20 protein-coding genes are annotated in these 20,967 nt (G+C 61.0%); 2 read left to right on the forward strand and 18 right to left on the reverse strand.

Annotated elements, in window-relative coordinates:
- Positions 1 to 6: 6 nt before the first annotated feature.
- The 3 genes from OIM99_RS18875 to OIM99_RS18885 form a co-directional block, all read right to left on the reverse strand.
- A complete protein-coding gene (locus OIM99_RS18875; protein ID WP_311851995.1) occupies positions 7 to 456 on the reverse strand; it encodes a 2Fe-2S iron-sulfur cluster-binding protein in 450 nt (149 codons plus the stop codon).
- Between the two features lie 229 nt (positions 457 to 685).
- Complete coding sequence (locus tag OIM99_RS18880) at positions 686 to 1,759, reverse strand: mannose-1-phosphate guanylyltransferase/mannose-6-phosphate isomerase (RefSeq protein WP_311851996.1); 1,074 nt, start codon at positions 1,757 to 1,759, stop codon at positions 686 to 688.
- A gap of 159 nt (positions 1,760 to 1,918) precedes the next feature.
- Positions 1,919 to 3,154 carry an AGE family epimerase/isomerase gene (locus OIM99_RS18885; protein ID WP_311851997.1) on the reverse strand — a complete coding sequence of 412 codons (1,236 nt, stop codon included), beginning with the start codon at positions 3,152 to 3,154 and terminating at the stop codon, positions 1,919 to 1,921.
- Between the two features lie 257 nt (positions 3,155 to 3,411).
- Here OIM99_RS18885 and OIM99_RS18890 point away from each other — a divergent pair, with 257 nt between their 5' ends.
- Positions 3,412 to 4,725 (forward strand): glycosyltransferase family 1 protein, encoded by a 1,314-nt coding sequence (locus tag OIM99_RS18890; protein WP_311851998.1) that lies wholly within the window; start codon positions 3,412 to 3,414, stop codon positions 4,723 to 4,725.
- Between the two features lie 199 nt (positions 4,726 to 4,924).
- Here OIM99_RS18890 and cysG read toward each other — a convergent pair whose 3' ends face one another.
- From cysG to OIM99_RS18930, 8 genes are all read right to left on the reverse strand, one after another.
- Positions 4,925 to 6,388: a siroheme synthase CysG gene (gene cysG / locus OIM99_RS18895; protein WP_311851999.1), complete on the reverse strand. Its 1,464-nt coding sequence runs from the start codon at positions 6,386 to 6,388 to the stop codon at positions 4,925 to 4,927.
- Between the two features lie 9 nt (positions 6,389 to 6,397).
- Positions 6,398 to 8,038: a sulfate adenylyltransferase subunit CysN gene (gene cysN / locus OIM99_RS18900; protein ID WP_311852000.1), complete on the reverse strand. Its 1,641-nt coding sequence runs from the start codon at positions 8,036 to 8,038 to the stop codon at positions 6,398 to 6,400.
- The gene (cysD, locus tag OIM99_RS18905; protein ID WP_311852001.1) at positions 8,038 to 8,940 is read right to left on the reverse strand and encodes a sulfate adenylyltransferase subunit CysD; all 903 of its coding nucleotides are present in this window, start codon (positions 8,938 to 8,940) and stop codon (positions 8,038 to 8,040) included. The genes cysN and cysD overlap by 1 nt, the downstream gene beginning before the upstream one ends.
- Positions 8,937 to 9,707 (reverse strand): phosphoadenylyl-sulfate reductase, encoded by a 771-nt coding sequence (locus OIM99_RS18910; RefSeq protein ID WP_311852002.1) that lies wholly within the window; start codon positions 9,705 to 9,707, stop codon positions 8,937 to 8,939. The genes cysD and OIM99_RS18910 overlap by 4 nt, the downstream gene beginning before the upstream one ends.
- On the reverse strand, positions 9,700 to 10,239 hold the full coding sequence (locus OIM99_RS18915; RefSeq protein WP_311852003.1) for a DUF934 domain-containing protein: 540 nt from the start codon (positions 10,237 to 10,239) through the stop codon (positions 9,700 to 9,702). The genes OIM99_RS18910 and OIM99_RS18915 overlap by 8 nt, the downstream gene beginning before the upstream one ends.
- Positions 10,226 to 11,920, reverse strand: a complete 1,695-nt coding sequence (locus OIM99_RS18920) for a nitrite/sulfite reductase (protein WP_311852004.1) — start codon at positions 11,918 to 11,920, stop codon at positions 10,226 to 10,228. The genes OIM99_RS18915 and OIM99_RS18920 overlap by 14 nt, the downstream gene beginning before the upstream one ends.
- A gap of 39 nt (positions 11,921 to 11,959) precedes the next feature.
- The gene (locus OIM99_RS18925) at positions 11,960 to 12,280 is read right to left on the reverse strand and encodes a DUF2849 domain-containing protein (RefSeq protein WP_311852005.1); all 321 of its coding nucleotides are present in this window, start codon (positions 12,278 to 12,280) and stop codon (positions 11,960 to 11,962) included.
- Between the two features lie 167 nt (positions 12,281 to 12,447).
- Positions 12,448 to 13,437, reverse strand: a complete 990-nt coding sequence (locus OIM99_RS18930; RefSeq protein WP_311852006.1) for an ABC transporter substrate-binding protein — start codon at positions 13,435 to 13,437, stop codon at positions 12,448 to 12,450.
- A gap of 130 nt (positions 13,438 to 13,567) precedes the next feature.
- Between OIM99_RS18930 and OIM99_RS18935 the strand changes: the two genes are divergently transcribed.
- Positions 13,568 to 14,395, forward strand: a complete 828-nt coding sequence (locus tag OIM99_RS18935) for an MBL fold metallo-hydrolase (RefSeq protein WP_311852007.1) — start codon at positions 13,568 to 13,570, stop codon at positions 14,393 to 14,395.
- Positions 14,396 to 14,398: 3 nt separating this feature from the next.
- Here OIM99_RS18935 and OIM99_RS18940 read toward each other — a convergent pair whose 3' ends face one another.
- From OIM99_RS18940 to OIM99_RS18970, 7 genes are read right to left on the reverse strand one after another with little or no spacing between them, the layout of a single operon-like run.
- Positions 14,399 to 15,343: a 3-keto-5-aminohexanoate cleavage protein gene (locus tag OIM99_RS18940; protein ID WP_311852008.1), complete on the reverse strand. Its 945-nt coding sequence runs from the start codon at positions 15,341 to 15,343 to the stop codon at positions 14,399 to 14,401.
- A gap of 1 nt (position 15,344) precedes the next feature.
- Entirely contained in the window at positions 15,345 to 16,388 is a 1,044-nt protein-coding gene (locus OIM99_RS18945) for a branched-chain amino acid ABC transporter permease (protein ID WP_311852009.1), read from the reverse strand.
- On the reverse strand, positions 16,385 to 17,251 hold the full coding sequence (locus OIM99_RS18950) for a branched-chain amino acid ABC transporter permease (RefSeq protein ID WP_311852010.1): 867 nt from the start codon (positions 17,249 to 17,251) through the stop codon (positions 16,385 to 16,387). Before OIM99_RS18950 ends, OIM99_RS18945 begins: the two co-directional genes overlap by 4 nt.
- Before the next feature lie 2 nt (positions 17,252 to 17,253).
- On the reverse strand, positions 17,254 to 17,961 hold the full coding sequence (locus OIM99_RS18955) for an ABC transporter ATP-binding protein (protein ID WP_311852011.1): 708 nt from the start codon (positions 17,959 to 17,961) through the stop codon (positions 17,254 to 17,256).
- Positions 17,954 to 18,682, reverse strand: a complete 729-nt coding sequence (locus OIM99_RS18960) for an ABC transporter ATP-binding protein (RefSeq protein WP_311852012.1) — start codon at positions 18,680 to 18,682, stop codon at positions 17,954 to 17,956. Before OIM99_RS18960 ends, OIM99_RS18955 begins: the two co-directional genes overlap by 8 nt.
- Positions 18,683 to 18,703: 21 nt before the next feature.
- Positions 18,704 to 19,999, reverse strand: a complete 1,296-nt coding sequence (locus tag OIM99_RS18965) for an ABC transporter substrate-binding protein (protein ID WP_311852013.1) — start codon at positions 19,997 to 19,999, stop codon at positions 18,704 to 18,706.
- A gap of 32 nt (positions 20,000 to 20,031) precedes the next feature.
- Entirely contained in the window at positions 20,032 to 20,967 is a 936-nt protein-coding gene (locus OIM99_RS18970) for a 3-hydroxyacyl-CoA dehydrogenase family protein (protein ID WP_311852014.1), read from the reverse strand.

Consider the following 20,967-nt stretch of genomic DNA (forward strand, 5'->3'; position numbering starts at 1 on the left):
GCCTCCTCACGCTTTCGCCGCTGCATGGATCGCTTCGCGCACCTGCTGATAGGTGCCGCAGCGACAGATATTGGTGAGCGTTGCATCGATATCGGCGTCGGTGGGCTTCGGCTTTTCCTTCAGCAGAGCCGTGACCGCCATGATCATACCGCTCTGACAATAGCCACACTGCGGAACTTCATTGTCGAGCCAGGCCTTCTGCACCTTCGTCAACACGCCCTTGACGGCGAGACCTTCGATAGTGGTGACCTTTTTACCCTCGGCCATATTCACAGGAACGGAGCACGAGCGCATCGCCTCGCCATCGATATGGACCGTGCAGGCGCCACATTGGGCAACGCCGCAGCCATATTTGGTGCCGGTCAATCCAAGCGAGTCGCGCAAAACCCACAGAAGCGGCGTATCTGGATCAACGTCCGCGGTATAGGACTTTCCGTTGACATTCAGCCTCGCCATGCCGGTCTCTCCCTGGATCACGCGCCGCCAGGGATCTGGTCGACGCTTTCTAGAATGAGACTAACCGGAATGAAGAACCGCGTGAAATCGTAATTTTGTGAACTACGGCAGGTGCAAAATATTGCGATGACGGCGTTTCAACGTTTGACAGGTTTATCAAACGCACTGAAGACCCGTCAGAAATAAGGGCTTCCCGACAAAAGTACGTTTTACGGAAACACCCTTCGCCCTAGTTGTTGGGCAGCAACGCGTCGACGATTTTACGGACTTCCTCGGTCCGGTCGCGCGGCACGACGAGCACGCCGTTGGGCGTGGCCACCACCACCAATCCCTCGACGCCGATGACGCCGACGGGAATGCCTTCGGCGAAAATCAGATTGTTGCGGCTGTCGGACGCCACAGCCGCTCCATGCAGGCTGTTGTTTTCACCGTCACGGGGAGATTGCTCCCAGATCGATCCCCAGGATCCAAGGTCGCTCCAGGCGAAATCGACCGGAACCACCGCGACATTGGCGGCCTTTTCCATCACCGCATAGTCGATGGAAATCGACCGGCACTTGCTGAACTGGTCGAGAGGCAAGCGAACATGCCGGCCTTTCGGCTTGGCGGCCGCATAAGCCACCTGTGCTTGTGCGAGAAGATCCGGCGCATGATCCTTCAATGCCGCCAGCATCGCCGACGCTTTGAACAGAAACATGCCCGCGTTCCAGAGATAATCGCCAGCGGCAAGATAGCCCTCCGCCGTTTCGCGATCCGGCTTCTCGACGAAACGTTTCACTTTCGCCGCATGCGCATCGAGCCTCTCACCCGCATTGATATAACCATAACCGGTCTCGGGGCCGGTGGGGCGAATGCCCAGCGTCACGATAAAATCCCGTTGCGCCGCAGCAATGCCATGGAAAATGCTGTCCCGAAACTGCTGCGGGTCGGGAATAGCGTGATCCGACGGCAGAATAAGGAGGATCGCTTCGGGATCCGTCGCCTGAGCATGCAGGCTGGCAATCGCAATGGCCGGCGCGCTGTTGCGCCCCGTTGGCTCAGTGATCACCGTGCCGGTCGTAATCGACGCTTCCTCGAGCTGTTCGATGACATAGTCCTCGTGGCGCGCATTGCAGATGACCACCGGGCTACCGAAACGACCATCGACCTGCGGCGATACCCGCAAACACGTCTGCTGAAACATCGTGTTGTCGTCGATGAGCCGATGAAATTGCTTGGGCTTTTGCGTGGTCGAGAGCGGCCAAAGCCGTGTGCCGCTGCCGCCGCTCAGGATAACCGGAATGATCTGGGCGGCATTCGTCACAGGTATCTCCACGAAATCGGTCAGCGGTGGCCACAATAAGCCATGCGCCTCTGGCGGCCTATATCCGCCACTTAATGAAAATCGCGTTCCAATAGAAACGCGATTTTGGCTGGAAGTTTTGTTTTGAGGCGTCTTTTGCGGCGTTTAATCCGTCAAACGCTAGCGGAAAGCAGGCTCCACCAGTTTGAGGGGAGCTTTCGCTTCCGTCCCCTGACGAGCGACGTCCAGATCGCTGCGTGACAGCTCCGCGATGGCATGGACGATATGGTAGAACGAACTGGCAGGAACCGGCTCGTCGACGAAAGACCCGTCCTGCAACAGCTTGTCACGCCAAAGCCCCTTCGGGACCCCCGTAAAATAAAGGCCAAGCCCCGCTACGGCTTCGCGCGCCTGTGCCAAGTGGATATTCCGATCGGCCCCCGTCGACATCTGCGCCAGCGCGACAGCCGCTTTCAGCCGTTCGGTCTGAGGCCAAAGGCGGGCCTGCCCCTGCTTCCATGTCAGGTCACGCCGCAGCTCATCAATGGCGACGCCGCGTTGCGGACACACGCCGTGTTGCTCGCCGATCTCGAAAAGGGTTCGATAAACGGACGCGTCGACCTCGCCAACCAGCGCTTCATAACGGGTCAGCAGCCAGCACCACTCAAACTGATGCCCCGGTTCGATATAGGCCAGCGAACCCACATCAATGGGCGACCAATCAGCGTTGAAATATTCCAACAACGCCCCGATCCGGCGATCGATCAAACGATTTTGGCACAGTTCGGCGATTTCTGTAGCGAGCTCTCGCCAGGCGTCCGCATCGCTAATCTCAACCCAAGCCAAGGCGGCTTCGAGCAGGTGCATGTGCGGATTGGCGCGCAACCGGTCCCGGTTAACCGGCGTATCCAGAAAACCGCCTAACGGATGACTGAAATCGCGGCGCAAATTCTGCAGCAGATCGAGCGCCAGTCGCCGATATTTCGGCGCACCCGTCACCCGGTAGCTGTGAGCCAAGGCCAGCAAATAAAAGGCCTGATCATAGAGATCCGGCGGCGTTTCAACGGGACGGCCATCAACGTCGATCAAACCACGCAAATAACCACGATCGTCGAGGCCATGCCGGGCTATATAGTCAAGACCGTGATTAACCTGGGTCTGCCAGTCGCCTTGCCAGCCCAAGTCTCCCGCTTGCGCAAAACAAAAAATCTGACGAGCCTGGACGCGCACGCGACGCGCATCGGCGGTCGGCTGACCAGACAGGTCGAGCCGTTCGAAAAAGCCACCGTTGGGATCACGACCAGCATTGGACCAGACGTCAAACGCGTAATCTTGGAGCCAAGGAAGGGCGTGCGACAGCTTGAAGGGGATATCCCCTGCCTCTGTCCGCTGGACGTGTGCGGCTGGTCTCTTCACCCAGACCCCTTTTAAACACTAGAAATTCACTGCCGGAGCAGCCCTTAGAATGGGCCATCTCCGCCAATTTTCGTTACCAAAAGATTAGCGAATGGTCCAGATAACGCCCTGAGGAGCCGGCAAGTTATCGCTTTCACGACCATCAAAAATCATGACCATAGTTTACTTCCATATACGTCCTAATCTCCGGTCGCCAATCTCTTGATTCTATGGCTATTTATTGACATTGTTCTGATTCCCCGCGCCAAAGATCGCCCTTGCCCTCGCCCTTTCACGTCACCTTCGACATCACGCACTTGGTTTCGCGCCTCACGGTGCCGACACCAACCGGCATTGATCGCATTGATCTGGCTTTCGCACGCCATTTCGGCGCCGAACACGTGCCGGGCCGGCAGGCCAAGGTCGTTGGCGGGTTGCATTATGGGCTGTTTGGCCCTTTCCACCGCCATTCTCTGCGCCGAACCAGCCGCCTCGTCGAACTCGCGGAACATTTTTGGCAGGAAAAGCCCGGGGCCGGCGACGAGACGACGCTTCGGGCCCTCACGGAATGGCTGGCGACCAAACCCGGCGCGCCGCTGAGCATCCCCCAGGGCGAGCCGCCCCGTCAGTCCACTCTGCGCAAGCATCAGCGCTCGGCCCTGATGACCCTGAACCGCATCGCTCACAATCCTTCAGTCGAGCTGCCGCAGGGCACGGTCTATCTCAACATCGCCCAGCACATTCTCGAAAAGCCCGCCAAGCTGCGCTGGCTCGACAGCCGACCGGACCTGAAGAAGGTTTTCTACATCTACGATCTGCTCTCGATCGACTATCCGGAATATTTCCGCGCCGGGAATCTCGAACTGTTTCGGCGGCGTCTTCAAACCGCATCCCATCACGCCAACGCCTTTCTCGTATCGGCGGAAACGGTCAAGGTGCGCCTGCAAGAAGAACTCAAGCGCATGGGCGCGCCGCAACGGCCCATTCATGTCGGGCACTTCCCCTCGCCCCTTGAAACCGCCGCTCTGCAAAGCACCACGGCGACCGCCGGTGGCCATCCCTATTTCGTCATCGTCGGCACCGTCGAGCCGCGTAAGAACCATCTGCTGCTGCTGCAAATCTGGCGCGAGATGGTCGCTCAAAATCCCAATGCGCCGCGTTTGCTCATCGTCGGCGGCCGTGGATGGGAATGTGAACAGGTGGTCGACATGCTCGAGCGCGCGCCGGCGCTGAAGACCCATGTGGCCGAAGTTTCCGGCGTTCCGTCGGTCCACCTGCAACAGCTCGTCCGCAATGCCCGCGCCTTGCTGATGCCGACTTTCGGCGAAGGCTATGGCCTGCCGGTCGTCGAAGCGCTCTCCGTCGGCACGCCGGCCGTTGCGTCGGACATTCCCGTCTTCCAGGAAATCGCCCACGATTGCGCGACGCTGCTTTCGCCTTTGGATGCGCCGGCCTGGCAAAGAGCCATTCTCGAACTGGCGGACGAAAATTCAGGTGCCTTCCAGGCCGGTAAGGCACGCGCCGGCCGCTTCGTCGCGCCGACCTGGTCGAATTACTTCGCCGACATCGAAGCGTTTCTCGCCGAGCTATAGCTCAACCATAACAAGGAACGTGTCGCTGGAAATGCCCCTTGCATGGGGTTGTTCCTCAGAATCTCGCGACACCCCCTCCCCGCTACGCTACCTACGGGCGGCGGCACCAGCCGCCATGGAACCCTGTCTGAAAGTACCAAGAGCGAGCGGCGGAATTATGCTCATGACACATTGCGTTTCCAGCGCGACGCAATGTTCTCTAGGCGGCCCCAGCCGCGCGTCGCCGCTCCTCATCGCTCACGTCATCGGCCAAGGCGGCGACCTCGCTCAGCACCGAACCGATCATCACGATCACCGGGCCGTCAGCTTCCAAGGCTTCCAACTGCTCGGGTAACGTCGCGATCGTTGCGATGACATGATGACTGTTTTCGCGCGTGGCGGAGAACACGGCGGCCGCGGGCGTATCGGGCGACAGACCCGCCTGCAAAGCGGCATCCCGCAAGCCGCCCAAAGTCTTGCGCGGCATGTAGACGATCGTCGTCGCCGCACCGTCCGCGATGGCTTCCCAGCGAATCGACTCCGGCAACGCACCGCTGCGCGCATGGCCGGTAACGAACTGCACCCGCTGCGCATGATCGCGATGGGTGAGCGAAATCCCGAGCTCGGCTGCAGCACCCTGCGCCGTCGTAATGCCGGGCACGATCTCGACGGCTATCCCGGCCGCGCGGCAGGCAGCGATTTCTTCGCCGGCCCGCCCAAAAATGCCGGGATCGCCGCCCTTCAGCCGCACCACATGACGGCCCTCTCGCGCCAGCGCCACCATCATACGATTGATGTCGTCCTGCTTGCACGACGGCCCATAGCCGGTCTTGCCGACCAGCATGCGCTTGGCCTCGCGGCGCGCGAAATCGAGGATCTCTTGCGAGACCAGGTGATCGTAGAGGATCACATCGGCGGCCTGCAGCAAGCGCACGGCCTTCAAGGTGAGCAGTTCCGGATTGCCGGGACCGGCACCGACCAGACTGACCTTGCCCGCTTTGCTGCCGCCGATGAGAGCCTGAGACAACAACGCCTCCCGATCCTCCTCCGACGGTGCCACCTGCGGGCGCGCGAATGCAAGCCGCGCATAAGCGCTCCAGAAATTGCGGCGGAGCGTGGCACTCGCATCACGAAGGGCCGGCAGCGTGCGCCAGGTTTTGGCCGTGCCGACCCAGTCGGCGAAACCTTTCGGCAGCAAGCCTTCGATCCGCGACCGCAAAGCCTGCGCGAACACCGGCGCCGCACCATCGGTAGAAATGGCGACGACCAGCGGCGAACGATTGACCAGCGCGCCGAACTGGAAATCGCAGAACTCCGGCCGATCGACGACATTCACCGGAATGTTCCGTGCCCGTGCCGCATCGGAAAAGGCCTTGGCGTCGGCGATCGCCTCGAAAGCGCCAATCGCCAACCGCACGCCGGAGAAATCAGCCGGCGACCAGGCATGCGGGCGCAATTCGATCTGGCCGTCCGCACCTTCCGCCAGCACCGGCGCGGTGAATGGCCGATCCGTGACGACGATCACATGTGCACCGGCAGCGGCGAGCAGTTCCGCCTTCCAGATGAGCGCTTCGCCCCGCCCGGCCAGCAGAACAGGCGCGCCGTGCAGTTTGTGGAACAGCGGCAGGCTGCTCAGCGCATCGATGCGCCGGCCCTGTTCCGCAATATCCGTCCACTGGCTCATCGCTTTCACCTAAATCCCGTCGCCGTCCACGTTGCCGCTCGGGAGGTCAGTCAAATCAGTGACTTCCTGCCCGGCCCCGGCCACGTAAAAAGCAAGCAAGCTACGTGCCACGACATCGATCACGGCCACGCCAATGGCCACGCCGGCAGCGCCGCTCAAGCCATAGACCACCGCCCCGATGAGGGCGGACAGCGGCGCGTGCGCGACGAGCGAACGCCGGATCAGATCACGACGGTTCTGGCTGCGCAGCGGCAGCGGCACGTTGAAGGTGCGCGCCAGCCATGACGCAGGCGCGACCGCCGCCTGTTCGCCACCAGCAACCACCGTTTCCGGCCGAAGCCCGGAATCGACCAGGCCGAGTGCCATCGTCTCATTGGTCCAACGATCGATGAGGATGAAGCCACCCAGTTCGCGATCCGCGCTGTAATCGTCGGCGACGATCGGACGGTCGAGGGTGATCTGGGCAATCCCGATCTCGTTCATGTTGAGACGCTGGGCGGCGGTCTCCTCATAGGTATGGATGTCGACGGCACGCGAGACATTCACTTTGGCTTGCGCCGTTGTGGTGCCGACTTTCAGCAGATAGGTCGAACCATCAGCCAGCGGCCGCGACGACATCCACAAAAGCTTGGCACTCACCTCAGAACGTGCCTTGCCCGCGTAAGCTGCTGAGACAAGGACATCGCCACGCGAAACATCGATTTCATCAGCCAGAGTCAGCGTGACCGCTTGGCCCGCCACCGCCACCGGCAAATCGCCATCGGCGGTGACAATCCGCTGCACGCGGCTGCGACGGCCGCTCGGCAGCGCGACGATCTCATCGCCGGCCGCCACCTGCCCGCGCGTCAACCAGCCGGCGAAACCACGAAAATCGAGATTGGGCCGGCTGACCCACTGCACCGGAAAGGCAAAACCGTCATCGCGCGCAGCTGCGGTCCGCGGCACCACCGTTTCCAGATGGCCGAGCAGCGTCACGCCGCGATACCAGGGCATCGCCTGCGAAGCGGCGGCGACATTGTCGCCTTCCAAAGCCGACACCGGAATGAACACGACATTGGCGAAGCCGAGATGTGTCGCCATCTCACGATAATCGGCGACGATCAGGTCATAGACCTCCTGGCTCCACGCCACGAGATCCATCTTGTTGATCGCGACGACGATCTCGCGAACGCCCAGCATCGAGACGATGAAGGAATGGCGCCGCGTTTGCGGCAGCACGCCCTTGCGTGCATCGATCAGAATGATGGCCAGTTCGGCGGTCGAAGCACCTGTCGCCATATTGCGCGTATATTGCTCATGGCCCGGCGTGTCGGCGACGATGAAGGAACGGCGCGGCGTCGAGAAATAACGGTAGGCAACGTCGATCGTAATGCCCTGCTCGCGCTCGGCCGACAGGCCATCGACCAGCAGAGCGAAATCGATACGCGTCCCTTGGGTGCCAAACTTGCGGGAATCGTTTTCCAGGGTTTCGAGCTGATCGTCGAACACGCCGCCGGTATCGTGCAAAATGCGCCCGATCAAGGTCGATTTGCCATCGTCCACGGATCCGCAGGTGATGAAGCGCAGCAGAGACTTCTGCGCCGGCTGCTCCAGAACCGCTGAAAGCGCCTTGTTGTCGTCCTGAGGACGCACTTCGGTCATCGCGTCCATCAGAAATAACCTTCCTGCTTCTTCTGCTCCATCGAGCCATTGCCGTCATGATCGATGATGCGGCCCTGCCGCTCCGACGAACGCGACAACTGCATCTCTTCGATCACTTCATCGAGGGTTTCCGCTTCGCTCTCGAAGGCGCCCGTCAGCGGGTAGCAGCCGAGCGTCCGGAAGCGAACCTTCATATTCTCGACGACCTCACCCGGGCGCAGTTTCATGCGTTCGTCGTCGCGCATGATGAGCGCGCCGTCGCGGCGCACGATCGGCCGTTCCTTGGCGAAATAGAGCGGCACCACCGGAATATTCTCCAGCGCCACATAGGCCCACACATCCGCCTCGGTCCAATTGGACAGCGGAAAGACCCGGAAACTCTCGCCGGGGCGCTTGCGGGTATTATAGAGCCGCCACGGTTCCGGACGCTGGTTCTTCGGATCCCAACGATGCTCGGCCGACCGCAGCGAAAACACCCGTTCCTTGGCGCGCGACTTTTCCTCGTCACGACGCGCGCCGCCGAAGGCCGCGTCGAAACCGTACTTATCAAGCGCCTGCTTCAGGCCCTGCGTCTTCATCACATCGGTATGCAGACGCGAACCGGAATCGAACGGATTGACGCCGGCCTTCACGCCCTCTTCGTTGATATGGACGATCAGGTCGACACCCAGTTCCTTGGCGCGCTGGTCGCGGAATTCGATCATCTCCCGGAACTTCCAGGTGGTGTCGACGTGCAGCAGCGGAAACGGCAGCTTGCCCGGATAAAAGGCCTTCATCGCCAGATGCAGCATCACGGCGGAATCCTTGCCGATCGAATACAGCATCACCGGCTTTTCGCATTCGGCCGCGACTTCCCGGATGATGTGAATCGATTCAGCTTCCAGCTTCTGCAAATGCGTTAATTGAATCATCTGAATGGTCCTTCGGCCACGGCGGGCGCCTTGGCGCGCACCAGCCGGCCGCTTTCATCGACATGAAGACCGCATTCCTTCTGGTCTTCGTTTTCCCACCACCAGCGCCCGGCGCGCTCGGACTCGCCCGGCGCCACCGCGCGCGTACAGGGCGCGCAGCCGATCGACGGAAATCCCTGGGCATGCAGCGCGTTCACCGGAACATGATTTTCGGCGATGAAGTCGGTCAGCCGCTCACGTTCCCAATCGAGCAAGGGATTGGCCTTCAACACACCATGGCCGCTGTCGAAAGCGACGAAGCCAACAGCACTGCGCCCCGCTGATTGCCCGGCGCGCAGACCGGTAATCCACACACTCGCGCCTTCAAGCGCCCGTTTCAGCGGTTCGACCTTGCGCACGTCGCAGCACGCATGGCGTGCCGCGACCGAGTCATAGAAACCGTCAATCCCTTGGTGAGCAACCAGCTTTTCCAGCGCGTCATGACGCGGATAATAGGCGCGGATGCGTCGACCGTAGCGCGCCTCGGTTTCGGTCCAGACCTTGTAGGTCTCCGTGAACAGCCGGCCGGTATCGAGGGTAACGACTTCGATCGGCAGATCATTCGCCAGGATCAGGTGAGTCAGAGCCTGATCCTCGATGCCGAGACTGGATGTAAAAACGATCCGGCCCCCGACTTCATCGCACAGCAGCCGCAGCCGCTCGAGGGTGTCGAGCGCGCGAAAGCTTTCATCGAGATGCGCGGCCAGCGTGATGCGAGGATTAGACATGGCTCGCCTCCTTGCTCTCCCCTTGGGCGGCCTTGGCCGCCCGCGCAGCTCGACGCTGGTCCAGAATATTGGCCGCGCCGTCGTAGCCGCGCTGATAGACGTTGGTGATCCGCGTGAGAGCCGCCAGCCATTGTTCGATCGGCTGACGCGCGAAAACTTCATCCGCCGGCTCGACCTCGTCGAAGCCGCAAGCCAAGGCATAGGCAAACTGATCGGTGATCAGCTTGCCCTGGGCACGCAAGACACCGCGATAGCCGCGATCCCGCAATTGCTTGGCAAGGCTGAAACCACGACCATCGGCGAAAGACGGGAACGGCACCGAGATCAGATCGAGCTTGTCCGCCAGCGGCAGAATCTCGTCGATCGAGATATTGTTGGGAATATCGACACCAAGACGATGATTGCCGGCACCCGCGTCCAAAACGGCCTGCACATTCGCCCATGGCACGATGATGTCACCCGCCGCATCGTCGAGATTCTCGGCGCGCGCGAATGTTTCCACCTTCAGTCCGGAGCGATCAAGCAGCGGCATGTTCGGCCTCCTGGGTCTTGGAGGAATCCTTGGCCAGGAACGCATCCTTGAACGGCGCCACGCCGACACGACGCACGGTATCGATGAACGGCTCATCCTTGAGGCGCTGGCTCAGATAGACCTCCACCAGACGCTCGATCGCATCCGGCACTTCATCTGCATCGATGCCCGGTCCCAACCGATCGCCGATGGCAGCGTTTTCCGTCGCATCGCCACCCAAGGTGATCTGATAGTTTTCGACGCCGTTCTTCTCGAGGCCGAGAATGCCGATATTGCCGACGTGATGATGGCCGCAGGCATTGATGCAGCCCGAGATCTTGATCCCGAGCGGCCCAATGTCACGCTGCCGCTGCTGATCCTGGAAGCGCTTGGCAATGGCCTGCGCGATCGGAATCGACCGCGCCGTCGCCAGCGCGCAATAATCGAGGCCGGGGCACGCGATGATGTCGGTGACGAGACCGACATTGGCCTCCGCCAAGCCCGCTTCACGCAGCGCGTTCCAGATGGCGAACAGATCGGACTGCTTCACATGCGGCAGAACCACATTCTGCATATGCGTCACGCGCAGCTCGTCGAACGAATACTTTTCGGCCAGATCGGCCACGGCCCGCATCTGCGCCGACGTGATATCGCCGGGCGCTTCGCCGATCGTCTTGAGCGAAATGGTCAGCGCCGCATAGCCAGGAACCCGATGTTTGAAAACGCTGGCATCGGCCCATTGGGCGAAGGCGGTATTGGCCGCGCGCTGCGCCACATAGGCTTTGGAGTCACCGGGCAGCTTGTCATAGGTCGGCGGCGCGAAATAAGCGGCAATCCGCTCCACTTCAGCCGGATCGGCATTGATCGACGGGCCGTTGAGCTTGGCGTATTCCTCTTCAACGCGCTTGCGGAATTCCTCGACGCCTATCTCGTGCACGAGGATCTTGACCCGCGCCTTATACTTATTGTCACGGCGGCCTTCGAGATTATAGACGCGCATCGCCGCTTCGAGATAGGCGAGCAGTTCATCCTTCGGCAGGAACTCACGGATCACTTTGCCGATGAGCGGCGTGCGGCCAAGGCCGCCACCAACGATCACCTCATAGCCGATTTCGCCGGTCTGCGGATGTTTGAGAATGCGCAGGCCGATATCGTGCACCTTCACAGCGGCGCGATCATGTTCGGCGCCCGTCACCGCGATCTTGAACTTGCGTGGCAGATAGCTGAATTCCGGATGCAGGCTTGACCACTGGCGAATGAGTTCGGCGGTCGGACGCGGATCTTCCAGCTCGTCGGCGGCGACGCCAGCGAAATGATCGGCGGTGACATTGCGAATGCAATTGCCCGAGGTCTGAATGCAATGCATCTCGACGTCGGCGAGAAGGCCCAGAATATCGGGCACATCCCGCAGCTTCGGCCAGTTGAACTGCATGTTCTGGCGCGTGGTGAAATGGCCATAGCCGCGATCGTAGCGATCGGCGATCAGCGCGAGCTGGCGCAACTGCCGCGAGGCCAGCGTGCCATAGGGAACGGCGATCCGCAGCATATAGGCGTGCAGTTGGAGATAGACGCCGTTCTTCAGCCGCAGCGGCTTGAATTCATCGTCGCTCAGCGATCCGTCGAGCCGGCGTGCGACCTGATCGCGAAATTGCGCGACACGTTCGCGGACAAACCGTTCATCGAACTCATCATAGCGGTACATTTTTCAATCCTTGCGATCGACGCAGTGGGCAAACGGGCGTTACCGGTAAGCGGCCTGTTTGCCGAGATCGGGCCGGTTGCTCGGCCCCAATGTCTTGAAACGTTCGCGGAAATGGCGCGGCGTCGGCCGCCCCTGCGCATCGAGGGCGACATCGACGAGATAGGCATCGACCACCTGCTGTGCGGCAAAAGCCGCTTTGGCATGCGCCTCCAGCTGGTCGGCGGTCGGATCGTCGTAGGCGATGACTGCTTCCGACGGATCGCGCGTCCAGCCGTCACCGGTGCTGAAAACGACATCGCCGTCCAGCAGATCGTTGGCCAGAAGGATAGCCGGAAGCGGCACGCGCTTCGGAGTTGACATAGTCGAGGGCTCCGGACTGAGGAACACCATATTCCAGAGACAGCCTGGAATTGTTCCATCCATCTAAGCACCGACGACTATAACGTCAATTCACTTCTCTGTTTAGGGGAAAATATATTAATACGTTTTTATTTTGTTATTTACCTTTTCCCGAGCAAATTCTGCCGCTAAACCACGATCTTGATCATCACGCCCTTCGGAAAGAGATCTTCCGGCTTCACGTGTTTGTGCGCGATCCCCTGCTGATAGGTGTAGAGCAGCATCTGCTCGAAAGTCGGCCGATTGGCTTCGATTCCAAAAGGAAACAGGTCGCCCCCGAACATGTCGCGCATTTTGCGCCCATAGGTCGGCAGCCAGGCCAGCGGATAGCGCGACACCGCCGGATCAAGCAGGCGCTCGACGCTGCGCCGTTTTGATTCCTCGAACGCATTCACCAGATTGCGCGCAACCCACGGATTTTCATCGATAATATGTTTCTGCACAGCAATGATGTGCATGATCGGCCACACCTTGGTGCGCTGATAATACTCCTCCTCCATGCCGAGATAGTCCGGATAGAGCCGCTCCACGTCCGGATGGCCCTCCAGGAAACAGGTCGGCGGGCGGGCGATGATGGCGCAGTCGATCTCGCCGGAGGCCAGCATTTCGGAAAGCGACTTATCGGCCACGCGGGTGATTTCCACCCCCGGCGGCAGATTGAGTTCCACTTTTTCCACCCGGCCCGGCGCATTGGCGCCGGCCTGAACCCAATGCACGTCCGGCAGTTTCACCCCGGCCTCATTGTGCATCCATCCCCGCATGTAGACGGCCGCCGAATGCGCCCATTCCGGCGAGCCCACCCGTTTGCCCTTCAAATCCTGCACGGTTTTGATGCCGCTCTTCTTGTTGACGTAGAACGAGCTGAAGCGGAACAGCCGCGAGCAGATGATCGGCAGGCCGACGATGTCGCTGTCCTCACGCGTTATCTGTGTCATGAATTTGGCGAAGCTCAGCTCCGAGACATCCCATTCCCGGTTGAGCGTGAAGCGCGCGAAGACTTCGTGGTGGCCCAACGTCAGCCACGTGTGATCGATGCCTTCCGCCTGCACCGCGCCAGTGCGGAAATCCCGGAAATGATCATAGTCCGTCGTCGCAATCGTCAGTTTCAGCCGTCGCATGAAGCCTGCCTCGTTCGGTTTCCTCGTGAGTCTGTTTATCGACCCGTCGGCGCCTTCTAACCTGCCGATTGCCGCTTGGGAAATCCGTGTCGGCGTCGCAATATCGTTTCGCTCAGCGACAGGATTCCCCATGCCGTCCTTCATCTGCGTCACCTGCGGCACCGGCTTTCCGCCCAGCGACCGGGAACCGGCCAACTGCCCGATCTGCGAGGACGAGCGGCAATATGTGCCCCTCGCCGGCCAACAGTGGACGGTGATGGAGACGATCGGCCGTCGTCACATGAACGCCTTTCGCCGGCTCGAAGACGGGGTGCTCGGCCTCGCCATGGCGCCTGCTTTCGCCATCGGCCAACGCGCCCTCATCCTGCGAACATCGATCGGTAACGTTCTTTGGGAATGCGTGCCCCTGCTCGACCAGGCGACGATCGACATCGTCAACGGTCTCGGCGGCCTGGCGGCCATAGTCGTTTCCCACCCGCATTATTATTCGACCATGGTGGACTGGAGCCACGCCTTCAACGCGCCGGTCCATCTTCACGAAGCGGACCAACAGTGGGTGATGCGGCCGGATCCGACTATCCATTTTTGGAAAGGCGAAACGCTGGCCTTGGCCGACGGCGTGACCTTGGTTCACTGCGGCGGCCACTTCGCCGGCGGCACCGTGTTGCATTGGAGCCATGGAGGCGCCGGACGCGGCGCGCTGGCGACCGGCGACATCGCTCAGGTGGCGGCTGACCACAAACATGTGGCCTTCATGCGCAGCTATCCCAATTATCTGCCGCTCTCCGCCCCCTCCGTCGAGCGGATCGGCCGCGCCCTCGAACCCTTCGCCTTCGATGTCATCTACGGCGCCTTCTTCGAGCGCGACATCAAACAGGACGGCAAGGGCGCTGTGCGCCGCTCTGTTGCTCGCTATATCAAAGCGGTCCGCGATGATGGCAGCGCGGACCGCCAGTAGCTTCTAAAACTTCACCTGATCGGCGCCCTTGAGGCCAAGCATGGCGCGCGCCTCCGTCGGGCTGGCGACTTCATAGCCCAGCTCTTCGATAATGTGGCGGATCTTCTTCACCTGCTCCGCATTGGACGTCGCGAGCTTGCCGCGCCCAATGAACAGCGAATCTTCCAGGCCGACGCGCACATTGCCGCCCATCATCGCCGCTTGCGTGGCAAACGGCATCTGGAAACGGCCGGCCGCCAGAACGGACCAGCGATATTCATCGCCGAACAACCGATCCGCCGTCTGTTTCATGAAGATCAGATTTTCGGGATCGGTGCCGATGCCGCCAAGAATGCCGAAGATCAATTGCAGGAACACCGGCGGCTTGAACAGGCCGGCATCCAGGCAATAGGCCAGATTGTAGAGATGGCCGACGTCATAGCATTCATGCTCGAACTTCGTGCCATGGCCCTCGCCAAGCAGCCGATAGATCTTCTCGATATCATCGAACGTATTGCGGAAAATGCCGCCCTTGGTCGAGCGCAGATAGGCCTCTTCCCAGGGATGTTTCCAGTTCTTGTAGCGATCCGCCAAGGGATGAATGGCGAAGTTCATCGAGCCCATGTTGAGCGAGCACATTTCCGGCGAGGCTTGCAGCGGCGCGGCAAGACGCTCTTCCACCGTCATCTGCAAACCGCCGCCGGTGGTGATGTTCACCACCGCATCGGTGCTCTGCTTGATGCGCGGCAGGAACTGCATGAACACCTTCGGATCCGGCGTCGGCCGGCCATCGTTGGGATCGCGCGCATGCAGATGCAGGATGGAGGCGCCCGCCTCCGCGGCGGCGATCGCCTGTTCGGCAATCTCGTTCGGCGTGACGGGCAGATATTCAGACATGGTCGGCGTGTGAATGCCGCCCGTGACCGCGCAGGTGATGATGACTTTATTGCTGGATGGCTTTTTCGCCATGTCACGCTCCTTTTGAAGTTGCGGCAGATGCGGATGTATCAAGAACCAAGCGGCGGCCAACCGGGAAAAGCTGCCAGCCGAAGCGATCGGCGACGAGCCCCCACAGGCCCTTCGGCGCGAACAGCATCACGCCGACGGCGACAGCACCGAGGATGATGAGATAGGTCGGGCCGAGATCGGCCAGGAGACCGCGCAGCAGGAAGTAAACGAAGGTGCCGACGATCGGCCCCTCGATCCGGCCGATGCCGCCGATCACCGTGATGAAGATGACGAAGGCCGTCCAATCATTGACGCTGAACGCCGCCGAAGGCGAGATTCTGAGCTTGGCGAGGAAGATCAGCGCGCCGATCATCGCACCGCCCGCCCCAGCCACCACATAGAGCAGCCGCTTGGCCGTCGCGACGCTGACGCCCGATGTTTCCGCCGCCAGTTCGCCATCGCGGATCGCCTGCAAGGCCAGGCCCCAGCGGGTGCGCAGCAACAGATAGATACCGATGAGGATCGCCACGGCAACGCCGAGCGTCGACCAATAGACCGCCATGTCGCGCCCATCGCGGCTCTCAGCGATAGCGCGCACCACCGAGATCGGCAGGCTGATGCCCGAACCGCCGCCGAGCACCGAAATCTGCGCCGCCAGCAACAGAAACACTTCCGCGACAACCCAAGTGCCGATGGCGAAATAAGCGCCCTTCAAGCGGAAGACGAGCAGCGACACTGGCAGCGCGACGATGGCGCCCGCCACGCCGGCAAAAGGAATGGCGAGTAGCGGCGGCAGCCCGAACAGGATGGCCCAGGCAAACAGAAAATAACCGCCGAGGCCCACATAGGCTTGCTGGCCGACGGAAACCAAGCCGGCATAGCCGGCCAACAGGTTCCACATGCTGGCGAGACTGAGATAGATCAGGAATTCGCCGACGATGCGCATGCCGTTGCGATCGATCCAATACGGACCGGCCACCAAAGCGACGAGTGCGAGAAGGCCGATGACCAGAGCGAAACGGCTTTCCGGCGTCGAACGGGCGATGTGAAAGGACGGCGCGCTCATCCATCCACCTTTGGAAACAGACCTTCCGGCCGGAAAGCCAGGACGGCGAGAAAAACCAGATGGCCGGCCAGCAATTGCCAGCCCGGATCGATCTTGGCGCCGATGGCCTGGGCAACGCCCAGAATGACACCACCAGCCAGCGTGCCCCACAGATTACCGAGACCACCGATGATGACGGCCTCGAAGCCATAGATCAGCCGCGACGGCCCAAGCGCCGGATCGAAATTGGCCCGGACGGCGAGAAAGACGCCAGCCACGGCGACGACCGCCAGCGAGAGCGCCATGGCCACGCCGAAGAGATGGCGATTGTCATAGCCCATCAACCGCGCCACCTCCGGATCGTCCGACGTGGCACGCAACGCCCGGCCGATCGGCAGCGAATAGAACATGAATTGCAAGGCGGCGATGATCGCGACGGCGGCGACGAACATCAGCAGCGGCAGCACGCCAACCGCCAGACCATCCGCAATCGGCAGGGTCGCCGTCTCGATGGCGCCGGCGCTGAGCTTGCGACTATCGGCGGTGAAAATCTGCAACAGAACGTTCTGGATGATCACCGACAGGCCGAAGCTGACGAGAAGCGGCGGCAGCAGATCGGCACCGAGCGTGCGGTTGAACAAAATCCTCTGCAAGCCGTAGCCAGCAACCGCCATCACGGGCGCGACCAGAAAAATGGCGAGCAGAGGATGAATGGATGTCTGCGTCACGCACAGCAGTGCCACATAGGCCGCGAGCACGATCAGATCGCCATGGGCGATATTGACCAGCCGCATGACGCCGAAGATCAGAGACAAGCCCGTGGCAAAAAGCGCATAGAGCCCGCCGACGAGAATGCCCTGCAAGATCACATTGGCCCATTCCATCATCACACTCCGAAATAGGCCGCCGAAATGGCATCGCGCGTCAGGGAAGCCGGCGTTCCCTCCAGCGTGATGCGCCCGCCGCGCAGGCAATAAACCCGATTGGCCACCGCCAGCGCCTGCGACGTGTCCTGTTCGACGATGATGGCCGAGGTCCCCGCCGCCGTGACGCGCGGCAAAGCCGCGTAGATATCGCGAATGACGATCGGCGCGAGGCCGAGGCTCAATTCATCGATCAGCACCAGATCCGGATTTGCCATCAGCGCCCGCCCGATGGCGACCATCTGCTGCTGGCCGCCGGACAAAGAAGTCGACGGCTGATGCCGCTTCTCCCTGAGCACAGGGAAAAGATCGTAGACGTTCGCGAGCGACCACGGCCCCGGCCGGTGCAGATGGCCACCAACCAGAAGGTTTTCCTCGACCGAAAGCGAACGGAAAAGCCGGCGCCCCTCCGGCACCAAGGCTATGCCCTCACGCACGATCTGCTGTGTCGGCCGGCCCGCGAGTTCACCCCCGGCAAAACGGATTTCCGCATTGCGAGTCGTCACCAGCCCGACGATGGCCTTCATCAGGGTCGATTTGCCGGCGCTATTGGCGCCGATGATCGCCAGCGTTTCGCCTCGTTCGGCATACAGGCTGATGCCGAACAGAGCCTGGAAGGCTCCATAGAATGCATCGAGATTTCGGATATCGAGCAATCTCTTCTCAGGCATCCGCCTCGACCCCAAGATAGATTTCCCGCACCTCGCGCGTTGCCATCACGGTTTTAGGATCGCCGTCCATCAGCTTGCGCCCCTGATGCAGCACCATCAGGCGATCGATGGTGGCGAGCAGCGCATGCACCACATGTTCGATCCAGATGATGGCCACGCCGGTCTGTCGCACTTTGAGAATGGCAGCCACCAGCTCCTCGCATTCGTGCGGGGTGAGCCCGCCGGCGATTTCATCGAGCAGCAATAGTTTTGGATTGCCAGCAAGCGCCCGCGCCAGCTCCAGGCGCTTGCGCTCGAGCAAAGTGAGGGAAGACGCCACCGCATTGGCCTTGGACAGCAGGCCCGTCAGCTCCAGCACTTCGACGCAGCGCTGTGCCACATCGATGTTCGAGCGCGTATTGCCGAAAAAGCCCGGCACGCACAGGTTCTCGAACACGGTCAGCCCCGAGAACGGCTGCGGAATCTGAAACGATCGGCCAATGCCGATGCGGCACCGCTGCGAAGGCGACAGCGCCGTGATCTCTCGTTCCTCGAACAGGATGCGGCCACTGTTGGGCTTGATGGCGCCGGCAATCATATTGAACAAGGATGTCTTGCCGGCGCCGTTAGGCCCGATGATCCCGAGCGCTTCGCCCGGGACCAAAGTCAGATCGAGAGCATCCGCCACGGTGACGGCGCCAAAGCGCTTGCTCAGCTTTTCCAGCGTGAGAATAGCCGTCATGACGACGTCACCGCTCTCGTATCAGGCCAGAGGCTTCAATTTGCCGCCGACCGGAATATCCGGCGCCGGCTTATTGGTGGTGATCACCAGATCAAAGCCATTCGGCCCCTTGACCCACTGGCCGGCGACGAGTTCCGTCTTGGTGACATTCTTCACCGGTCCATTGCCCCACTTCACCGGACCAACGATCGTGCCGATATTGGTCTCGGCAATTGCAGAGACAATCGACTTCGGGCTCTTCAGGTCCTTGGCGCGCTTCAGCACATCGAGCGTCACTTCGAACAGCGAATGGGTGAAACCGATGGGCTGCGTCCAGGGCCGCTTGGTGGCGGCCATATAGGCATCGGTCATTTCCTTGGCCGATTGCCCGGTGAGGCTCGACTTGAACGGATGGGTCGGCCCCCACCAGATTTCCGTCGACAGACCATCGCCACGGTCGCCCAAGCTGTTGATGACCGAGGGGAACAGCAGTGCCTTGCCGATCGTGACGATCTTCGGCTTGAAACCTTGCTGCGCGCATTGCGCCCAGAAGGTCGCGAAATCCGGCGGGATCATATTGCCGGTGACGATCTCACAGCCGGCCTGCTTATAGGCCGAAATCTGCGCGGTGAAATCGTTCGACATCGGCGTGTAACGGCCCGTGTCGATCAGCTTGTAACCCGCCTTGGCCAATGCCGGCGGCAGACCGAGCTTGGGATCGCCCCAGGCATTGCCATCCGCATCATTGGGGAAAATACCGCCGACGACCTTATTGGTCGGCATGCCGTCCCACATGCTCAGGAAGGCGGCGATGACATCTTCCAGGCCCCAGAAGAAATGATAGGTCCAGTCGAAGCCTTTCTTCGGATCGCCATTGCGGCCGAAGAAATAAGGCTGCCACGGACAGTTCGTGGTGATGCAGGGAATTTCATTGGCTTCCGCCTGGTCAGCCACCGGATTGGTCGTCTCCGGCGCGGCGATGGCAGTGATGATATCGACCTTATCGCCGTTGATCAGTTCGGCCGCGACCTCAGCCGCGCGGTTGGGATTGGACTGGCTGTCCTTGACGATGATCTCGACCGGATAGCGCACGCCATTGTTGGTAATGCCCTGGCCGATCACCTGACGCACCTGCGACAGGATGAAATCGTCCGCCTCGGCAAAGCCGGCGAGCGGGCCGCTGCGCGGCGACACGAAGCCGATTTTCAGCGTCCGGCTCTGGGCATGAGCCGGAATGACCCTGAGGATCGCCGGCGCCGCAAGGGCCGCTGCACCCGCGCGCACGACCTGACGGCGCGTCGAACCGCTTGTCTTGATCATCTTATCGCTCTCCCTCATCACACCCTCCTGTGACACGTTACGTCTTGCGATTAAGTTTTGGCGTTGCGCTCCTTCGCGTCCATCTCCATCAGATGATCGAGCACTTTCTTGCGCAGCGCATTTTGTTCGGCCTCGCTCCACGAGCGGAATCCCTCGCCGCTCTTGAAACCAAGCTGACCGTTCTTGACTTTCTGCTCGAGCAGCGGCGACGGCGCGGACCGGCTGTCGATATAAGGCAAGACCTGCTGATGGATCGCCAGGGTGAGATCGGTGCCGACCATATCGGCATTCTCGATCGGCCCCAGCACCGGCAGGCGGCGGCCAAAACTCGCCTTCACCACTTGATCGACCATGGCCGCATCGCAAATGCCTTCCTCGATGATGGCAATCGCTTCACGCCACAACGCATGCTGCAATCTGTTGCCGACGAAACCCGGCACATCCTTCTTCACTTCGACCGGCGTTTTACCGACCGACGCCAGCAGCGCGATCATCTCCGACACGACGGCATCCGACACATCGACGGTGCGCACCACTTCAACCAACGGCACCAGATAAGGCGGATTCCACCAATGAGTGCCCAAGGCGCGCGACTTATCGCGAATATTGGTCATGATCGCCGTGATCGGCATCACCGACGTATTCGACGCCAGAATCGCATAAGCGGGCGCTGCCGCCTCGATCTCGGCGAAGAGCTTCTGCTTCAGCTCCATGTTTTCGAGCGCCGCCTCGAAGACGACGTCGGCGCCTGCAACGGCTTCCGCCAGCGACGCATGCAAGGACACATGCGCGACGGCAGCCGGATCAAGCTGCATGTCCTTCAGGTTGCGGACGATCTTTTCCGGCGCCGCCTGCAAGGCCGCCGGCACCGGATCGGTGATGGCGACATCATGCCCGGCAACCGCGAACACCTGAGCGATGCCATGCCCCATGAGGCCGGCACCGATCACGGCGATCTTCTGTTTCCCCTCCCGCTTGGCTGCCAT

The organism is Methylocella sp. CPCC 101449, assembly GCF_031921685.1.
GTDB lineage: Bacteria > Pseudomonadota > Alphaproteobacteria > Rhizobiales > Beijerinckiaceae > Terripilifer.

What these genes read in the sequence shown, in the direction of transcription:
- OIM99_RS18875 (WP_311851995.1), bottom strand. Translation starts at nt 456, where the DNA reads ATGGCGAGGCTGAATGTCAACGGAAAGTCCTATACCGCGGACGTTGAT.
- cysG (WP_311851999.1), bottom strand. Translation starts at nt 6,388, where the DNA reads ATGAGCCAGTGGACGGATATTGCGGAACAGGGCCGGCGCATCGATGCG.
- cysN (WP_311852000.1), bottom strand. Translation starts at nt 8,038, where the DNA reads ATGGACGCGATGACCGAAGTGCGTCCTCAGGACGACAACAAGGCGCTT.
- cysD (WP_311852001.1), bottom strand. Translation starts at nt 8,940, where the DNA reads ATGATTCAATTAACGCATTTGCAGAAGCTGGAAGCTGAATCGATTCAC.
- OIM99_RS18910 (WP_311852002.1), bottom strand. Translation starts at nt 9,707, where the DNA reads ATGTCTAATCCTCGCATCACGCTGGCCGCGCATCTCGATGAAAGCTTT.
- OIM99_RS18915 (WP_311852003.1), bottom strand. Translation starts at nt 10,239, where the DNA reads ATGCCGCTGCTTGATCGCTCCGGACTGAAGGTGGAAACATTCGCGCGC.
- OIM99_RS18920 (WP_311852004.1), bottom strand. Translation starts at nt 11,920, where the DNA reads ATGTACCGCTATGATGAGTTCGATGAACGGTTTGTCCGCGAACGTGTC.
- OIM99_RS18925 (WP_311852005.1), bottom strand. Translation starts at nt 12,280, where the DNA reads ATGTCAACTCCGAAGCGCGTGCCGCTTCCGGCTATCCTTCTGGCCAAC.
- OIM99_RS18930 (WP_311852006.1), bottom strand. Translation starts at nt 13,437, where the DNA reads ATGCGACGGCTGAAACTGACGATTGCGACGACGGACTATGATCATTTC.
- OIM99_RS18935 (WP_311852007.1), top strand. Translation starts at nt 13,568, where the DNA reads ATGCCGTCCTTCATCTGCGTCACCTGCGGCACCGGCTTTCCGCCCAGC.
- OIM99_RS18940 (WP_311852008.1), bottom strand. Translation starts at nt 15,343, where the DNA reads ATGGCGAAAAAGCCATCCAGCAATAAAGTCATCATCACCTGCGCGGTC.
- OIM99_RS18945 (WP_311852009.1), bottom strand. Translation starts at nt 16,388, where the DNA reads ATGAGCGCGCCGTCCTTTCACATCGCCCGTTCGACGCCGGAAAGCCGT.
- OIM99_RS18950 (WP_311852010.1), bottom strand. Translation starts at nt 17,251, where the DNA reads ATGGAATGGGCCAATGTGATCTTGCAGGGCATTCTCGTCGGCGGGCTC.
- OIM99_RS18955 (WP_311852011.1), bottom strand. Translation starts at nt 17,961, where the DNA reads ATGCCTGAGAAGAGATTGCTCGATATCCGAAATCTCGATGCATTCTAT.
- OIM99_RS18960 (WP_311852012.1), bottom strand. Translation starts at nt 18,682, where the DNA reads ATGACGGCTATTCTCACGCTGGAAAAGCTGAGCAAGCGCTTTGGCGCC.
- OIM99_RS18965 (WP_311852013.1), bottom strand. Translation starts at nt 19,999, where the DNA reads ATGAGGGAGAGCGATAAGATGATCAAGACAAGCGGTTCGACGCGCCGT.
- OIM99_RS18970 (WP_311852014.1), bottom strand. Translation starts at nt 20,967, where the DNA reads ATGGCAGCCAAGCGGGAGGGGAAACAGAAGATCGCCGTGATCGGTGCC.